A 15,992-nucleotide genomic window follows, 5' to 3' on the forward strand; every position below is an offset into this window, starting at 1 on the left:
GACCTCCAGTGTCGTGGGCCGGCCCTCACGGACGGGGACGGCGCTCGATAGACAGAACTGTCTACCAAGGGGTTCGACTCATCGTGCGCCCCCGGGGGGCTGATTTCCATCTCGCTGACGTGAATCACGCCCCGGTTGTCGTATTACCGACATAGTGTGTCGACTATGCGACACGAACCAACGAATCGCGTGCTCGCGGTGATCGAGGCGATTGCCACCGACGGCCCTCCGCTGCCGCTGGCCGAACTCGCGCGGCGGACCGGGGCCAGTCGGTCCACGCTCCACGCGGTGCTGGCCGAGATGCAGGCGGCGGGCTGGGCCGAGAAGATCGCCGGCGGGTGGCGGCCCGGGCCCCGCATGCGGGCGGTGGGCGAGTCGCTGTCCATCGGGGTCGACCTGGTGCGCGCCGCCCGGCAACCCCTCGAGGCACTGGTCGACGCGACGGGGATCGCCGCCGTCGTCTTTGAGGTCCGCGACGGGATGGCCGAGGTGGTCGACGCCGTGGGCGCGGGGATGCGGACCGCGTCCAGGGGGACGATGCCGGTCGGACACGTGGTCCCCGTCCGGGCACCGTTCGCCCGCGAGCTGGCCGCCAGGTTGTCGGCGAACGACCAACGTCGCTGGTTGGCGGACTCGGGCGGCGTGACCTCGGCGGCACGGGACCGGCTGGAACTGGTACTCCCGCAGGTCGCTCGGCGCGGCTGGTCCATCGAACGGCTCACCCCCGCCCGTCGCGAGTTGCTCCGGATGGCCGATTCGCTGGAGTCCTCGGGCGTGGGCGCCCTGGTGCGCGACCGCGTCTCCGAGCTGTTCGTCGAACTGTCCGAGATCGACGTGACCGACGCCGAACTCCTCGCCGCCGCCGATCTCGCGATCGCCTCGGTGGCCGCACCCGTACTGCGCGCTGACGGCCGGGCCATCGGATCGGTGGCCGTGACACCGGGGCGGCGGATGACCGGGCGGGCCGTCGCGCGCGCTGTCGACGCCGTGACCGAGTGCGCTGACGCGGTGTCGGCCCGGCTGGCCGCGCATCCGCGCCCCGCTCGCCCGGCCCCGCTCCCCGCACACCTGGTCCACCCGGCCCACGCCGCCCGGAACCCCTGACCTGCCGGCTCCCGCCCTGAACAGCCGGCGCCCGCCCTGAAATGGGTATGGTGTGCGTCACACCCCCTGCAACTACGGAGGTGGTCTGTTGACCGCGCTCATCCATCCCGCCTCGCCAGGACCCGGCGAGGACCAGCTCGGGATGTCATGGCGCAGGTCCGCCTCGTGCGGGCTCACCCCGCAGAGTGCGCGTCCCGGCGCCCCTGATCCCGGCGCCACCCGTTCCCACCGCCTCGCTGAGGCCGCCCGCCCGGTGATGGACAGCCTGGACGAGGTCCTCAAGGACACCGGCGCGATGCTCGTGCTGGCGGACCGCGACGGCCGTGTCATCCGCACCGCCCGCGACAACGCCCGGGCCGCCCAGATGCTCCTGCGGCGCGGGGTCGACGACGGCGCCACGCTCACCGAGGACGCCGTGGGCAACAACGGCATCGGGACCGCGCTGGAGACCCGGGCCGGGGTGTTCATCCACGGCGAGCAGCACTTCGCCGAGGTCCTGCGCGACTTCGTCTGCTACGGCCACCCGATCATCGACCCGCTCACCCGCCGCCTGGTCGGGGCGGTGGACCTGACGGGCATGAGCGCGGACGCCTCGCGCATGTTCGCCCCGTTCGTGCGCAAGATCGTGGCGGACATCGAAGCCCGTTACATCGACACGGCCCGCGCTGACGACCGCGAGCTCTGGCACCGCTTTGTCGAGCGCACCCGCTCCTCGGACACCGCGACCTGCGCGTTCGGCGACGAGGTGGTGCTGGCCTCCCACTCGAGTCTGGAGCGACTGGACCCCCTGGACCTCGCCCGGCTCCGGCGCCTGGTCGCGCAGGATGAGGTGGGCGACGCGGTCGAACTCTCGGTGGGCACCGTGGGGGTGCGCTCGAGCCGGGTCGGTCGCTCCGGCCACCTGCTCGACCTGACCTTCCCGGACGTCCGCTACCCGGACCCCCTCCACCCGTCCGCCCTGCACCCGGACGCCCTGCGCCGATCCGCCGCCCCGCCCATCCCCTCCCTTCGCGCCTCCACCCGGCGCAACCCCGTACGCACAGGAACGACCGCGCGTTCCACGTCTGCGGATTCCCCGGGCACGGCCGCCGCGGCGAGCCCTCACCGGACCCCCGCGCGGGTCACCGCCGGCGCGCACGCCGTGGTGGGACCCCCGGGGTCGGGGCGGACCACGACAGCGAGGTCGATCGCCGGCCCGGACGCCCAGCACGTGCGGCTCGCGGCGGCGGACAGCGCCGAGGCCGCGTGGCGGGAGCTCGTGGTGCCCGCGCTCCGCGACCGCGGCGCTCGGGTCGATCAGGGCAGTCCGGGCGACCGTGGAGTTCGAGGCGACCAGAGCAGCCAGGGCGGGGCGCTGGTCCTGGACGACATCGACCTCCTCTCCGACGCCGATCTGCGCCGGTTGGCAGCCCGCCTGGGGTCGGTGGGTGCGGGCCTCGTCGTCGTCACCAGTCGCGAGGACCCCCGCGCGGCGGTGACGCAGGCACTCGACGCGTGCGGGACGCGGACCGTCCTGCGGCCGCTGCACGAGCGCGGGGCCGAGGGCGGCGAGATCGTCCGCCGGATGGTCGCCGACCTGTCCGCTGAGCACGGACTCGCCGAGCCGTCGGTGTCGCCGCGGTTCGTGGACGCGGTCTGTTCCACTGACCTGCCCAACGGGCTCGTGTCGCTGCGATCGATCCTGCTCGACTGCCTGACCGGGGTCGCGGCCGGACCCGCGGGGAGCCGCCGGGCCGCCCTCGACGTGGGCTCGCTCCCCTCCCGCGTCCGGGCCGCCCGGCCGCCCCGGACAGGCGAGTTGGCGCGCGGGGAGTACGACGCGGTCGTCGCCGCGCTCGCGGACTGCGACGGCGTGCGATCCCGCGCCGCCAAGCGGCTGGGCATCAGCCGCACCACCCTCTACGCGCGGATGCGGGAGTTCGGCCTGTCGTAGCGCCTGTCCGGTGTCCGGGTGGAGGTTGTCCGCCTGCCCGGTGTCCGGACAGAGGTTGTCCAGAAACTGAACACTCCGAGTGTTGCCCGCGACCCCATGATGGGTTGTGACCGGCATCACATCGAGCCGGTCTCCGATCTTGGAGGCAATCATGACCGGCACACTCTCCCGCGACACCGGCTCCGCGAACAGCAGCTCCACGAACAGCAGCTCCACGAACACTGTCGACGAACGGCTCAGCGCCGAGGCCCGCGAGTTCCTCGCCCGCCCGCACCAGCTGTTCATCGACGGCCAGTGGGTCGACGCCGCCGACGGCCGCACCTTCGGCACCTTCGACCCGGCCACCGGCGCCGAGATCGCGCAGGTCGCGCGCGGCGGCGCCGAGGACGTCAACCGTGCCGTGGCCGCGGCTCGCCGCGCGTTCGACGACGGCAAGTGGGCCACCATGAAGCCCAATCAGCGCGAGCAGATCCTGTGGCGCATCGGCGACCTGCTGGACGCCAAGGCCGCGCTCCTCGGGCAGATCGAGGCGCTGGACAACGGCAAGTCCGCGGCCATCGCGACCGCCGTCGACGTGGCGTGGGCGGCCGACGTGTTCCGCTACTACGCGGGCTGGTGCACCAAGATCGAGGGCACCACGGTCAACGTGTCCATGCCGTTCGCCGGCGACAAGCAGTTCCACGCGTACACCCAGCGCGTCCCGGTGGGCGTGTGCGGCCAGATCATCCCGTGGAACTTCCCCATCCTCATGGCCTCGTGGAAGCTCGCGCCCGCCCTGGCCACCGGCAACACCCTGGTCCTCAAGCCCGCCGAGCAGACGCCGCTGACCGCGCTGCTCCTGGGCGAGATCATGGCCGAGGCCGGGGTGCCGGACGGCGTGGTGAACATCATCACCGGCTTCGGCGACGCCGGGGCCGCGATCTCCGCCCACGACGACGTGGACAAGGTGGCCTTCACCGGCTCCACCGAGGTGGGCAGGTTGATCGTCGACGCCGCCAAGGGCAACCTCAAGAAGGTCTCCCTGGAGCTGGGCGGCAAGAGCGCCAACATCGTCTTTGCCGACTGCGACTGGGACGCCGCCGTCGCCGGGTCCGTGGCCGCCTGGATGTTCAACCACGGACAGGCCTGCACCGCCGGCACCCGGCTCTACGTGGAGGACTCGATCTACGAGGAGTTCACGCAGGCCGTGGCGGACGCCGCCGCCCAGGCCACCATCGGGCACGGTCTCGACCCCGCCACCACGCTCGGACCGGTGGTCGACCAGGACCAGTTCGACAAGATCTCCCACTACCTGCGGGCCGGGATCGAGGACGGCGGACGGACGCTGACCGGCGGCGGGCGTCATGGCGACACCGGCTTCTTCATCCAACCCACCGTCTTTGTGGACGTGAAGCCCGACAACCGGGTGGTCACCGACGAGATCTTCGGTCCCGTCGTGGCGGCCCTGCGGTTCACCGATCTCGACGACGCCGTCCGCCAGGCCAACAATTCCATGTACGGCCTCGCCGCCGGGGTCTGGACCCAGGACATCTCCAAGGCCCACAAGGTCGCCAGCCGCCTGCAGGCCGGATCGGTCTGGGTCAACCAGTACAACGGCTTCGACACCGCCATGCCGTTCGGCGGGTTCAAGCAGTCCGGCTGGGGCCGCGAACTGGGCAGGGGCGCGCTGGACCTCTACACCCAGACCCGATCGGTCAACATCCAGCTCTGATACCGGGACCCGGCGTCCCCGTGCCCCCTCCAGGGACGTCGGCGACTCCCCCCTTGTCCGTTCACTCTTGCTCTCAGTTTCTCCACTGCGTTCTCCGAAAGGAACACCCTCTGTGAAGACCAAGGCAGCAGTCCTGTTCGACCTCCACAAGCCGTTCGAGCTGATCGAGCTCGACCTCGATGAGCCCGGGCCCGGTGAGGTCCTCATCAAGTACACGGCCGCCGGCCTGTGCCATTCCGACCTGCACCTGTCCGACGGCTCGCTCCCGCCGCGGTTCCCGATCGTCGGCGGACACGAGGGTGCCGGGGTGATCGAGGCCGTCGGCGTGGGCGTCACCAAGGTCAAGGAGGGCGACCACGTGGTCTGCTCCTTCATCCCCAACTGCGGGACCTGCCGCTACTGCTCGACCGGGCGGCAGAGCCTGTGTGACATGGGCGCGACGATCCTCGAGGGCCACATGCCCGATGGCACGTTCCGCTTCCACTCCGACGGAAAGGACTTCGGTGCCATGTGCATGCTCGGCACCTTCTCCGAACGCTCGGTGATCTCGCAGCACTCGGTGGTCAAGGTCGACGACTGGCTGCCGCTGGACAAGGCGGTTCTGGTGGGCTGCGGCGTGCCGTCGGGCTGGGGCACCGCGACCTACGCCGGCAACGTCCGCCAGGGCGACACCGTGGTGATCTACGGCATCGGCGGCCTGGGCATCAACGCCGTGCAGGGGGCTGTCCACTCGGGGGCCCGGCACGTCGTGGTGGTGGACCCCGTCCAGTTCAAGCGCGACGAGGCACTGAAGTTCGGCGCCACGCACGCGTTCGCCGACGCCGCCGAGGCCCACGCCGAGGTGGAGAAGCTCACCTGGGGCCAGATGGCAGATCAGGCCCTCATCCTGGTGGGCACCGTCGAGGAGCAGGTCGTCTCCAGCGCCTTCGACGTGATCGGCAAGGGCGGCAGGGTCGTGATCACCGGCCTGGGCAACATGACCGACAAGACCGTGCAGGTCAGCGGCACGATGATGGCCCTGTTCGGCAAGACCATCACGGGCACCCTGTTCGGTTCGGCCAACCCGCAGTACGACATCGTCAAGCTCCTGCGGCTGTACGACGAGGGCAAGCTCAAGCTCGACGAGCTCATCACCACCACGTACACGCTCGACCAGGTGAACGAGGGTTACCAGGACCTCAAGGACGGCAAGATCATGCGAGGGGTGATCATCCACGAGGCCTGATCGGGCTCGGCCCGACACCGGCATGTGGCGCGCGCTGTCCTGTTCTCGGGGCGGCGCGCGCTGTAGTTGGCCGAGACAACGGTCCCAGGCGCTCGCGCGGATGGCGTCTCGCGCGAGCGCGTGCCCGGTCAGTGCATAGCCGCCCGCGAACCTGGCGTTTCGCCCGCACCGCAGCTCACGCGAGACGCCATGTCGGCGGGCAGCTGCGCTCGTCCGGCTCAGGGCGTGGGCGCACCGCCGGTCACGGACAGCGTGTTGCCCGTGGTGTACGAGGATTCGTCGGACGCCAGGTACACGTACGCGCCGGCCATCTCGACCGGCTGCCCCGGCCGGCCCAGCGGGTTCTTCTTCCCGAAGTCGGGCAGCTTCTCCGGCTTCTGGCCACCGCTGACCTGCAGCGCGGTCCAGAACGGCCCCGGCGCGACGGCGTTCACGCGGATCCCGCGCGGGGCGAGTTGCTGCGCAAGCGACTTGGACATGGTGTTCACGGCCGCGCGGGAGGTGGCGTAGTCCACGAGTCCCGGCGAGGGGGTGTACGCCTGCACCGAGGACGTGAAGATCACGCTCGCGCCGGGCTGCAGATGTGCCAGCGCCTCCTGCATCATCCAGAACGGCGCCGAGATGTTGACGTTCATCGTCTCGGCCCACTGCGCGGAGCTCAGGTCCTCGAGATGCTCCACGAAGGTCTGGCGCGCGGCGTTGAGCACCAGGATGTCGAGACCGCCCAGCCCGGCCACGGCGTCGCGGACGATCCCCCGCGCCACCTCTTCATCGCCCACGTCCCCGGGCAGCAGCACGCAGGTGCGGCCGGCCTCGCGGACCAGCGTGGCCACGTCGTCGGCGTCGGACTGCTCGTCGGGCAGGTAGCCGATCGCGACGTCGGCGCCCTCTCGGGCGTACGCGATCGCCACGGCCCGGCCGATCCCGGAGTCGCCACCGGTGATGAGCGCGCGCCGTCCGGTCAGTCGGCCGTGGCCGACATAGGTGTCCTCCCCGTGGTCTGACGGCGGCACCATCTCGGACGCGAGCCCCGGTACGGGCTGCGACTGCAGGGGGATCTCGACTTCGTATTTGCTGGTGGGGTCGACGAGCGGGGACTGCTCTTCGGATGGATTGGTCATACTGCCTCCTCGAGACGGGAGTTCGACCGTACCCACCCCATCCCCGATCCGCACTCGTCGATGCCGCTCGCGAGGCTGCCCCCGGCGCGAACCGTCCGGATGCGGGACCGCCCCGAATCCCCCACACTGCGGAAGACGATCGACTTCCCTCGAGACCAAGGAGCAGCCATGCCCCGTTACCGCGTGATCGACCCCGAGCAGAACGTGATCGACGAGAAGGAGTTCGCCGACGACACCAAGGCCTACGACTGGTTCAAGACGGTCGAGGTGCCGGAGGACACTCTGGGCTACGCCATGGAGGTCGACATGGACGGCAAGTGGACGCGCTTCGAGGTCAACGACGGCGGCACCAACACCTCGCCCGCCGCCGATCCGGGCACGGGCACCGCCTGAGCCGATCTCGTCGGGTCGGGCCCGCTCGCTGAGGCGGCCCGACCGACAGCCCCTCACCGCTACTCCGTTTCCGCGGCGCCCACCCAATGTGGGCGCCGCGAGGCGGAGTGGTTCTGTCAGTGGGACATGTTGGCCGTTGTTTTCAGCCGGCCGACCCGCCGTCGAGCCCGCGTCGCGGCGACCGCCCCGCCCGGTGGACGTGCCCGCGGATGGCGAGGGTGAGGGAGTCCATCCGCGCGGCCTCACCGAGTAGGTCGGCGACCGTGTCCGGATGCCTCGATCGGTTATCGAGGCAGGCGGAGTTCGCTCGCTCCAGCAGCCCGGCGAACTCGGGATCGGCATCGGTGCGGTCCCGGATGTCGAGGTACTCGTCCTCCAGCGGCGTCCCGATGCCCAGCGTGGCCCGGAGGCCGAACCAGCGGTCGACGGTCTCGGTCAGCGCCTCCAGCGCCAGGAGGTAGGACCGCCGAGCCGAATCCACCGCTCGCTCCGCAGTGAGCTGGACCGGATCGGTGCCCCTCCGCAACCGGCGCCGTCGGGCCAGGTCTTCCAGGCCGGAGCGCACGAGCCAGCCCGTCGCCGCGATCCAGACCACGAGCCCGGCGATGACCGCGAGAAGGAGCAACGCGAGGATCAGCGGCACGTCGCCACCACCAGCCAGCCCGGCCGCTGGTCCAGCCGCCGCTCGTCCCCGCCGTCCCACAGGCCCCTCATGCTCCCCCCAGCGAGTGCAGGACGAGCGTAAGCGGGACGGACAGCAGCACCGCCGCCGAGATCCCGGCGCCGATCAGCTTTCCCGCGGCCGACCACCGGAGCTCTGAACACTCCGCCTCGATGGCGGCCCGGGACAGCGGGGCCGCGAGACGCCCGGCTGACGAGGCCCGGGACTCCGCCACGGCGGGCCAGGTCATGGGGACGTGATGGAAAGGATCGCTCCCGAGCTCGTCGGCCACCATGCGAGCTCTCTCCTCGTCCCATTCGGCCAGTCGCTGGTCGAGCTCGAACACCGCCGCCTCGGCCATCTCGATCCGCCGCCCCTCGGCCGTTCGAGAGGAGGAAATCGACGGGATCTGCATAAACCCAGCTTCCTCCACCCGGGCGGGGTCGGGCAAGGGCAAACTGCACAGGTGCTGCGGCTATGCGGGCGCGGGGAGGACGAGCCGTTGCCACCCGCCGCCGCCTCGGCCCGACCCCACCCGTCGCCGCGGCCTCAGCCCTTGACCAGTCCCCCGTCCACGATGAGGTTCTGGCCCGTCACCGCGCGCGCCCACGGCGAGGCGAAGAACAGCACCGCGTCGGCGAGTTCGGGCGGTGTGATCGCGCGCCGCAGCGGAGTGCTGGCGGCGATGAGGTCAAACACCTCGTCAGGTGTAGCGGCGCTGGCGTCGGTGGTGCGCAGGAGCCCCCCGGAGACCATGTTCACCGTGATGCCCGCCGGGCCCAGGTCCGCGGCCAGGGTCCGGGTGAGCGAGAGCGCGGCGGCCTTGGCGGCGGTGTAGTCGTGGTACGGCACCACCGGGTTCTGGAAGAGGTTGGTGCCGATGGTGACGATCCGGCCGAACCCGGTCTCGCACATCCCGGGCAGCGTCGCCTGGGTGGTGGAGAGCGTGGCCTTGACCGCGCCACGCAGCTGGGCGTCGAAGGCGTCCCAGGTGATGGTCTCGGGGCCCGGACGGGCGTCGCCGTTGAACTGGAAGTCCGCGAGCGCGTTGTTCACCACGGTGGTGATCGTTGCGCCGAAGTGGGCACGCGCGGCCCGGACGAGTTCGCGGACCTCGTCGTCGTCGGTCACATCGGCTCGAACGGCCACGGCACGCTCGGCGCCGATCTCGCGGACCAGGTCGGCGGCAGCGTCCTCACTGCGCCGATAGTTGACGACGACGCGAGCACCTTCTCGGGCGAACGCCCGGACGATCTCCACGCCGAGCCCGCGGGCTCCGCCGGTGACCAGCACGACCTGCTCGTCGATACGCATTGTTTCTCGCTTCCCGGCGGCTCCACCCACGGGAATGCGATACCCCCCGGTCGGCCGTTCGAGGACCGTCCGGGTCCGAGGCGACGACGCCCGGAGGGACACCGCCATGACGCTCGGGGCGCCGTATCGACATTCCTTCGCTGGAACTACCCAGATCAGGTTCGACGGGTGTGTTCTCAGCTGTCCGGATGGGCAGCACCCCGTGTCGCAAGACACCATAGGCCACGCGGCGTCTAAACCCACTCGATCCGCCCCCGCTTCTGGACGCTCGTCCTAGGCTTCGCGGAATGAACGCTCGTCAGAAGAACGACGGCCCGCCGCGGCAAACCACCGAACCCGATGTCATCGTGATCGGCAGCGGTTTCGGCGGCGCGGTCAGCGCCCTCCGGCTGGCCGAGCAGGGGCGATCGGTCCTCGTCCTGGAACAGGGTCGTCGTCATACTCCGGACGATCTCCTGGCCGCCCGCACCGACCCGCGCAAGTATCTGTGGATGCCCTCGGTAGGGATGCGCGGCTTCTTCTGGCAACGAGTGCTCGAGCATGTCGGCATCATCGGGGGCGCGGGGGTCGGCGGCGGCAGCATCGTGTGGGCCGGCGTGCTGCTCGAGCCCAAGGACGAGTTCTTCACCGACCCCGCCTGGCCGCACGCCCCCGCCGGCTGGCGCGCCGAGCTGGTCGAGCACTACGCGACCGCCGCGCGGATGCTCGGCCGCGAGACCACGCGCTTCGTCGGCCCGATGGACCTGCATCTGGAGGCCACGGCACGGTCGATGGGCACGGGCGAGACGTACGGCCCCACACCGATGGCCATCTGGTTCGGCGAGGAGGGGGTCACCGTGCCGGACCCGTTCTTCGGCGGCGAGGGGCCCGATCGCACCGGCTGCCGCCTCTGCGGCGCCTGCCTGGTCGGCTGCCCCTACGGCAGCAAGAACACCCTGGACCTCAACTACCTGTGGCTGGCCGAGAAGCGCGGCGCCCGGATCCGCCCCGACACGCGCGTGGACACCATCGCCGAACTCCCCGGCGGCGGTTACGAGGTGCGGACCGGCAGCGGCGAGGCGATCCGGGCGCCCGAGGTCGTGCTGGCCGCCGGCGTCCTGGGCACGGTCGAACTACTGTTCCGCTCCCGCGAGCAGGGCCTCCTCCCCCGCGTCTCGGCGCGGCTCGGGGAAGGCGTGCGCACCAATTCCGAGGCCATCACGGCCGTCCTGGCCGCCGACCCCGCCGCCGACCTCACCCGCGGCCCCACCATCTCCAGCGAGTTCTACCCCGACGACTCCACGCACGTCACGCAGAACCGCTACGTCGGTGGGTGGCACATGCGGTTCCAGTTGGGCCCCCTTGTCGACGGCGAGGACCCGGCCGCGCGGCGGCGGGCGGCGCTGGCTCAGCTCGCGCGAGCGCCGTGGCGGCAGCTGCGGCTGATGACCGCCCGCAACTTCATCGAGCGCCTGAGCGTGTTCACCGTGATGCAGAACGTGGAGAACGAGATCCGGCTGGTGTTCGCCCGCTCGCCGGTCCGCCCGTGGCGGCGGGTACTCCGATCGCAGGCCTCGGGCAGCGCCCAGGCGCCGAGCTATCTGCCGCAGGCCAACGAGGTCGCGCGGCGGTTCGCCGAGTCGGTGGGCGGGCGACCCCTCAACCTGCTGCTGGAGACCGTGGGCGGCAAGTCCATCACCGCGCACATCCTCGGCGGCGCGGCCATGGGCGCGGACGCCACCGACGGCGTGATCGACACCGACCACCAGGTCTTCGGCCATCCCGGGCTGTACGTGGTCGACGGCTCGGCGATCCCGGCCAACGTCGGCGTCAACCCGAGCCTGACCATCACCGCGATGGCCGAACGCTTTGCCACCCGCTACCGCGCCCGCCGCGCTCAGCCTCTACAGACGTCCGGAGCCTCATGACCCAGCCCTCTCCCGCTCAGCCCTCTCCCACCCAGCCCCTTCCCACCACCCTCGGCGCGCTGCGCACCCTGTTCACGCAGGCGACGCCGGCAACGAACCTGCCCGAGCCCGGCGACTACCGCATCTCCTTCATCGGCCCGGCTGCCCTGCGGGTCGCGGCCCCGCGGGCGATCGCGCTCGGCGGGATGCCGGGCTGGCAGGGCAAACGGTTCGGCGACGGCGGCACTGCCGTCAACCTGCTGGACGACGGCAACGGCAGCAACCGCGAGGCACTGCCGATGCGGGTGACGCTGGAGCGCTCGTGGCTCGACGGCCTGCCGACGATCGTGTGCTCCTACGGGTCCGACGGCCCGGTCCCGTGGCGCTGGGTGCGCGACGAGTTCCGCGCGCTCGACGACCGCCGCCTGCTGGGGCTGACGTTCGTCGGCGGGCCATGGTCCAAGGTCGCCGCGGCGCCGCTGCTTCTCACGCGCGGGAATGTCGAGTCGTGACCGCTCGATCTGAAGTCATCGGCTCTTTGGAATTATTTCGTGAGCGTCAATCGGACTCCGCCCGAAAACGCGCACTGGTGATGGCACGACCCCTGGGAGAAGATCGGTTCGCTAATGCTGGCCGCCTGGTGGGGACAGTTGACACTCAGTCGTTGATCGTGGCCGCAAGCACTAAATGGACCACCCACGATGAGTCCCAGCCGGAGGACTATCGCTGGAACGGGACAGTGAAACTCCTCGAGGCAGTTGCCTTGGCCATCATCGGTACGCTACTGGCAATCTGGCTCGTCGGATTGGTGGTGTGACAAATGCTCTACCAGTGGAGTCGAGTCGCCGGAATTGCGCTGTTCGTCATACTTCTCGGCCTGATTCTCGGCGCTGTGGCTGTCATAGTCGCGATCGTCGCGGTTGTTTCTTGTGTGGTGGGCGCCGTACTGCTCGTGCAAGGCGCGCGTGAAGACTTCTCGAGATCGGAACCGAGCAAACCCGGAAACTCTCCCGAGGAGCTGGATTCCGCGAGGTCAGAAATCTCGGAATCAGTAGAACTGGATTACCAGGACGCATACCGAGCGCTGGAGGAAACACTCCTCGAATGGGAAGCGATCGTAGACACCACCCTCGGTCTGAACATTTTCGACGGCGTTTCCGATATCGACAGGTGGCCCCTCAATAAGTATGAGATCCGGCTCACGACCGGACTGGCCGTGGAGGCGTACTTGGACGTCACCTCGAACCCGCCTGTCACCACCCTCAGCAAGTCGCAACGCGCAAGTCACCTCGACGTGAAGAACTTCCGGTTGCGTGCTGCGATAGGAGAGCATGCCGGCGGTAGGTTGTTTCGATGACCGGCGAGGACATAGGGGCGCACAGCATCTAGATGCAATCGAACGCTGTTGGTGGCGGCAGCAATGTTGGCATACCGTACGGTCGGCACTTCGGCCCCGGCAGGCGTCGTCACCTCCGCGAAGGCGGCTCAGGACGCGACCATGGGCAACGCGCGCATCGAGCTCATCGCGATGAACGCCACCGCGCTTTCTCAACCAGTTCACCATCGACGTCGACAAGGGTGCGAGCGGATGCTGATTCGCCTACCCGCGGATGCCCGGACGCGATTCCGGGACTGGCGCGGCGGGCGCCCCTTCTGGGGCGCGGCAACCGTGCTCGTGTCCGGCCTGTTCCTGTTGCTACCGGCCTACACCTCATTCCATGTCGGCGATGTGCTCATCAACATCAGCACCATCGCCGGGTTATCGACGCTGTTCCTAGGCGCCTTCATGTTCCTGCGCGGGGCGCTGTCGCTGCTGCGGCCGACCCGGCGCGTGCCGACTGGAGTCGGCGCGGGCCTGATTCTCACCTGGACGCGCTCCCCCACTGCGGCCGAACCCGCGGCTGCCCAGGAACTAGCGGAACTACCGGAACTGCCCGGATTGACGCCCACACCGCCGGGGGCGGTGCCTACTAGGCCTTCGAGTACTTTGCGGCGAGACGCTCGAGCGACGCGGTGATCCCGGCCGCGTTCTGATCCGCCACGCCGACAATCTCGAAGAACTTGCCGAGCTTGGACGCCCGGTTGTCAAAGCTCTCGGTGACCTCGGTCGTCTCGGCGGTGACGGGCGCGAACTCCCAGCGCCACCGGTGTCCGGCCGGGTGTTGCCACTCGACGACCTTGCTCTCCGGGGTGTCGGCGTGATCCGTGACCTTGCAGGTGATGCGGTACGGGACGCCGTACATGCGCATCTTGGTGGTGAACCGGGCTCCCGGAGACAACGTGGAAGGACCTTTGACGTTGTCCTTGACCGTTCCCGATCCGTCGACGATGCCGTGCTTACGGGGGTCGTTGACGAGGGCGAACAGCTCGGCCGCCGGGGCGTTCACGGTGACACGACGGGCGACGACGCGGGGGCCGCGGTCGACGGTGGTGACTGGAGACATGGGTGGACAAGTCCTTTCGTGAGTCGTCCGGGGCGTATTGCACGAGTATGACGGCGCTCGCCGCGAGCCGGTGTCGCTACCGGTCGTTTCCGTCCCATTTTCGTGGGCGTCAGTGCGACGACGGGTCGGGCGTACAAGCGCGCGAGTCCGCCGCCTCACCCCTGGCCTCCGGTCCGAAACGGCGCGGCGCACGACGCGCTGAGCCTAGGCTGCGGTGGACCCCGAGATCCCCTCGATCACCGAGGGGCCGTCGCATAACTGACAGAGGAAGAACCATGATCACCCTCACCGTCCTCTACGGAACTCCCGACGACGTCGAGAAGTTCGACAAGCACTACACCGAGACGCATATCCCCCTCGCCCGCGCGGTGCCGGGTCTCGATGACGCCAAGGTCACGCGCTTCCTGCCCGGTCCGGACGGGGCAGCGCCGGAATACCACCTTATGGCCCAGCTGATGTTCGCGGACGCCGACGCGATGGGCGCAGCGATGTCCACCGACGAGGGCCTGGCTCTGGTCGCTGACACCGCGAACCTCGGGATCACCCCGACCATGCTGGTGGGCACCACCGAGTAATTCGGCAGTCTCGCCGCGCGGTTGCTGATGCTGATCATCGAGCAATCCATCGCGGTGGGCCTCACCCCGCGGCGACCGAGGCCCCCCACGCCTCCAGCCAGATCGCCTTGACGAAGGTCAGCATCCGCGCCGACTCCGCCTCGGCGAGCGGCAAGGAGCGGTCCTTGTAGAAGGCCATGACGATCATGTCGGTCAGCGTCTCGATCAGGGCCCCGTGGTCATCGGACAACGGGATGATCAGCCCGGCCTCCGCATCCCGCCCCATCTGAGCCGCGAGATGACGGTTCAGGTCGGTGACCAGTGCCGTCCAGCGCGACCTCAGCTTGTCGTCGTACCCCGTCGCGAAGATCCCGGCCACCATCACCCGCCCGAGGAGGACCCACGCGGCGTAGGACGCAAACTGGCCGCAGCCGGCGACAGCCGACAGTCGCCGTGGGTACGGTGGCCTCACCATGTCCCCTACCCGTGCACCCAATACCCGTGCACCCTCGAGGCCTGCACAACCCGACCAGGCGCGCGCCTCAGCCCGCCCCCTGGCGGTGGCCGTGATCGGCGTCGGCGCGATCGGCGGCGCGGTCGCCGAGGCACTGGAGAACGGCGACGTCCCCGGTGCGCGCCTCGTCGCGGCGCTCCGCTCGAGCAGCACTTCCGGCCAGGTCACCGCGGCCCTCGAGGCGGCCGACGTGCTGGTCGAAGCCGCGAGCGTCGAGGCCGCGGAGGAACTCATCCCCCGCATCACGAGCGCCGGCAAAGACGTGATCGTCTGCTCGTGCGGGGTGTTCGCGCGGCACGAGACCAAGCACGACCTGGTCGGGTCAGGCCCCGGCCGGGTCCTCGTGCCCGCCGGGGCCGTCGGCGGACTGGATGTACTGGCCGCCGCCGCACGGGCGGGAACCGAGTCCGCGGTGCTGCGGCACTTCACCATCAAGAGCCCGGCGGCACTGGGCGTCGACGAACCGCTCGACGCTCCGCGCGAGGTCTTCCGCGGCTCGGCACGCGAGGCGGCGCTGGAGTTCCCGCGCACCTCCAACGCCTCGGTGGCGCTCGCGCTGGCGACGATCGGCCTGGACCGGGTCGAGGTGATCGTGGTGGCCGACCCGGAGGTCGAGCGCACCCGCCACGTGGTGGAGTGGGAATCCCCGATGGGCAGCTACGACATGCGGTTCGAGAATTCGGTGGACCCGGACTCCGGCGGTCGCACGTCGGCGATCACCGCGTGGTCGGTGATCGAGGTCCTGTCCGCGATCAGCGCGGGCGTCGGGCCCGGAGTGGTGGTCGTGGGCGTGGGCAGACCGGTGGAAGGCACCTCTGGATCGTCTTAGGGTCGAGGTCCTAGACGACGACTCGAGAGGTGTCCCATGACACACACAGGACCGTCCGATCCCGATCCCCGCCAGAGTCCGGATGTCGACGCCGGCGGCTCGCCGACCGGCCCACAGACCCCCGATTCCGATTCGACCTCCATGGAGTCCGACAGTGGACCGCGGAAGCTGAGTCCGACGGAGCGGCAGAGCCCCACCAAGACGAACTCCAGCAAGGGGCCGGTGGTGTGGATCGTCGTCATCGCCCTCGTCGTCCTCCTCGTGGTGGCCGGCCTCGTCGGCTACATGTTCGAAATCCTGTAG

The 15,992-nt window shown here is 69.9% G+C and carries 19 protein-coding genes and 1 riboswitch; of the genes, 13 read left to right on the forward strand and 6 right to left on the reverse strand.

What is annotated here, in order from left to right; translation table 11 throughout:
• The first annotated feature begins 165 nt into the window (after positions 1 to 165).
• The 4 genes from R4P08_RS08985 (at position 166) to R4P08_RS09000 (ending at position 5,973) form a co-directional block, all read left to right on the forward strand.
• On the forward strand, positions 166 to 1,104 hold the full coding sequence (locus tag R4P08_RS08985; protein WP_317813454.1) for an IclR family transcriptional regulator: 939 nt from the start codon (positions 166 to 168) through the stop codon (positions 1,102 to 1,104).
• Positions 1,105 to 1,192: 88 nt separating this feature from the next.
• Complete coding sequence (locus R4P08_RS08990; protein WP_317813455.1) at positions 1,193 to 3,037, forward strand: helix-turn-helix domain-containing protein; 1,845 nt, start codon at positions 1,193 to 1,195, stop codon at positions 3,035 to 3,037.
• Positions 3,038 to 3,188: 151 nt separating this feature from the next.
• Positions 3,189 to 4,748, forward strand: coding sequence for an aldehyde dehydrogenase family protein (locus tag R4P08_RS08995; protein WP_317813456.1), 1,560 nt, complete (start codon positions 3,189 to 3,191; stop codon positions 4,746 to 4,748).
• 112 nt (positions 4,749 to 4,860) lie between these two features.
• Positions 4,861 to 5,973, forward strand: a complete 1,113-nt coding sequence (locus tag R4P08_RS09000; RefSeq protein WP_317813457.1) for an NDMA-dependent alcohol dehydrogenase — start codon at positions 4,861 to 4,863, stop codon at positions 5,971 to 5,973.
• A 218-nt stretch (positions 5,974 to 6,191) separates the two neighbouring features.
• Here R4P08_RS09000 and R4P08_RS09005 read toward each other — a convergent pair whose 3' ends face one another.
• Entirely contained in the window at positions 6,192 to 7,094 is a 903-nt protein-coding gene (locus R4P08_RS09005) for an SDR family oxidoreductase (protein ID WP_317813458.1), read from the reverse strand.
• 168 nt (positions 7,095 to 7,262) lie between these two features.
• Between R4P08_RS09005 and R4P08_RS09010 the strand changes: the two genes are divergently transcribed.
• Positions 7,263 to 7,487: a hypothetical protein gene (locus R4P08_RS09010; RefSeq protein ID WP_317813459.1), complete on the forward strand. Its 225-nt coding sequence runs from the start codon at positions 7,263 to 7,265 to the stop codon at positions 7,485 to 7,487.
• Positions 7,488 to 7,629: 142 nt separating this feature from the next.
• Here R4P08_RS09010 and R4P08_RS09015 read toward each other — a convergent pair whose 3' ends face one another.
• The 3 genes from R4P08_RS09015 to R4P08_RS09025 all read right to left on the reverse strand — a co-directional run bounded on the left by R4P08_RS09015 (position 7,630) and on the right by R4P08_RS09025 (position 9,462).
• Positions 7,630 to 8,130, reverse strand: a complete 501-nt coding sequence (locus R4P08_RS09015) for a hypothetical protein (protein ID WP_317813460.1) — start codon at positions 8,128 to 8,130, stop codon at positions 7,630 to 7,632.
• A gap of 67 nt (positions 8,131 to 8,197) precedes the next feature.
• Positions 8,198 to 8,563: a hypothetical protein gene (locus tag R4P08_RS09020; RefSeq protein WP_317813461.1), complete on the reverse strand. Its 366-nt coding sequence runs from the start codon at positions 8,561 to 8,563 to the stop codon at positions 8,198 to 8,200.
• Positions 8,564 to 8,697: 134 nt separating this feature from the next.
• Positions 8,698 to 9,462 (reverse strand): 3-oxoacyl-ACP reductase, encoded by a 765-nt coding sequence (locus R4P08_RS09025; RefSeq protein ID WP_317813462.1) that lies wholly within the window; start codon positions 9,460 to 9,462, stop codon positions 8,698 to 8,700.
• Between the two features lie 115 nt (positions 9,463 to 9,577).
• A riboswitch (TPP riboswitch) is annotated at positions 9,578 to 9,675 on the reverse strand.
• A 74-nt stretch (positions 9,676 to 9,749) separates the two neighbouring features.
• Between R4P08_RS09025 and R4P08_RS09030 the strand changes: the two genes are divergently transcribed.
• From R4P08_RS09030 to R4P08_RS09050, 5 genes are all read left to right on the forward strand, one after another.
• Positions 9,750 to 11,369 carry a GMC family oxidoreductase gene (locus R4P08_RS09030; RefSeq protein WP_317813463.1) on the forward strand — a complete coding sequence of 540 codons (1,620 nt, stop codon included), beginning with the start codon at positions 9,750 to 9,752 and terminating at the stop codon, positions 11,367 to 11,369.
• Positions 11,366 to 11,860, forward strand: coding sequence for a hypothetical protein (locus R4P08_RS09035; RefSeq protein WP_317813464.1), 495 nt, complete (start codon positions 11,366 to 11,368; stop codon positions 11,858 to 11,860). The genes R4P08_RS09030 and R4P08_RS09035 overlap by 4 nt, the downstream gene beginning before the upstream one ends.
• Positions 11,857 to 12,165 carry a hypothetical protein gene (locus R4P08_RS09040; protein WP_317813465.1) on the forward strand — a complete coding sequence of 103 codons (309 nt, stop codon included), beginning with the start codon at positions 11,857 to 11,859 and terminating at the stop codon, positions 12,163 to 12,165. The genes R4P08_RS09035 and R4P08_RS09040 overlap by 4 nt, the downstream gene beginning before the upstream one ends.
• Positions 12,166 to 12,168: 3 nt before the next feature.
• Positions 12,169 to 12,705, forward strand: a complete 537-nt coding sequence (locus R4P08_RS09045) for a hypothetical protein (RefSeq protein WP_317813466.1) — start codon at positions 12,169 to 12,171, stop codon at positions 12,703 to 12,705.
• Between the two features lie 141 nt (positions 12,706 to 12,846).
• A complete protein-coding gene (locus R4P08_RS09050) occupies positions 12,847 to 13,365 on the forward strand; it encodes a DUF6114 domain-containing protein (protein ID WP_317813467.1) in 519 nt (172 codons plus the stop codon).
• On the opposite strand, the gene R4P08_RS09055 is transcribed toward R4P08_RS09050, so the two are convergent.
• Entirely contained in the window at positions 13,319 to 13,792 is a 474-nt protein-coding gene (locus R4P08_RS09055) for an SRPBCC family protein (protein ID WP_317813468.1), read from the reverse strand. The two genes, R4P08_RS09050 and R4P08_RS09055, sit on opposite strands and share 47 nt — an antisense overlap.
• A 275-nt stretch (positions 13,793 to 14,067) precedes the next feature.
• Here R4P08_RS09055 and R4P08_RS09060 point away from each other — a divergent pair, with 275 nt between their 5' ends.
• Positions 14,068 to 14,367 (forward strand): EthD family reductase, encoded by a 300-nt coding sequence (locus tag R4P08_RS09060; RefSeq protein WP_317813469.1) that lies wholly within the window; start codon positions 14,068 to 14,070, stop codon positions 14,365 to 14,367.
• 61 nt (positions 14,368 to 14,428) lie between these two features.
• Here R4P08_RS09060 and R4P08_RS09065 read toward each other — a convergent pair whose 3' ends face one another.
• Positions 14,429 to 14,821 carry a hypothetical protein gene (locus R4P08_RS09065; protein ID WP_317813470.1) on the reverse strand — a complete coding sequence of 131 codons (393 nt, stop codon included), beginning with the start codon at positions 14,819 to 14,821 and terminating at the stop codon, positions 14,429 to 14,431.
• Here R4P08_RS09065 and R4P08_RS09070 point away from each other — a divergent pair.
• Both R4P08_RS09070 and R4P08_RS09075 read left to right on the forward strand, forming a co-directional pair.
• Positions 14,820 to 15,689 (forward strand): aspartate dehydrogenase domain-containing protein, encoded by an 870-nt coding sequence (locus tag R4P08_RS09070; RefSeq protein WP_317813471.1) that lies wholly within the window; start codon positions 14,820 to 14,822, stop codon positions 15,687 to 15,689. The genes R4P08_RS09065 and R4P08_RS09070 overlap by 2 nt on opposite strands.
• 36 nt (positions 15,690 to 15,725) lie before the next feature.
• Positions 15,726 to 15,992, forward strand: a complete 267-nt coding sequence (locus tag R4P08_RS09075) for a hypothetical protein (protein WP_317813472.1) — start codon at positions 15,726 to 15,728, stop codon at positions 15,990 to 15,992.

The sequence above is a fragment of the Rhodococcus sp. IEGM 1408 genome, assembly GCF_033142235.1.
GTDB lineage: Bacteria > Actinomycetota > Actinomycetes > Mycobacteriales > Mycobacteriaceae > Dietzia.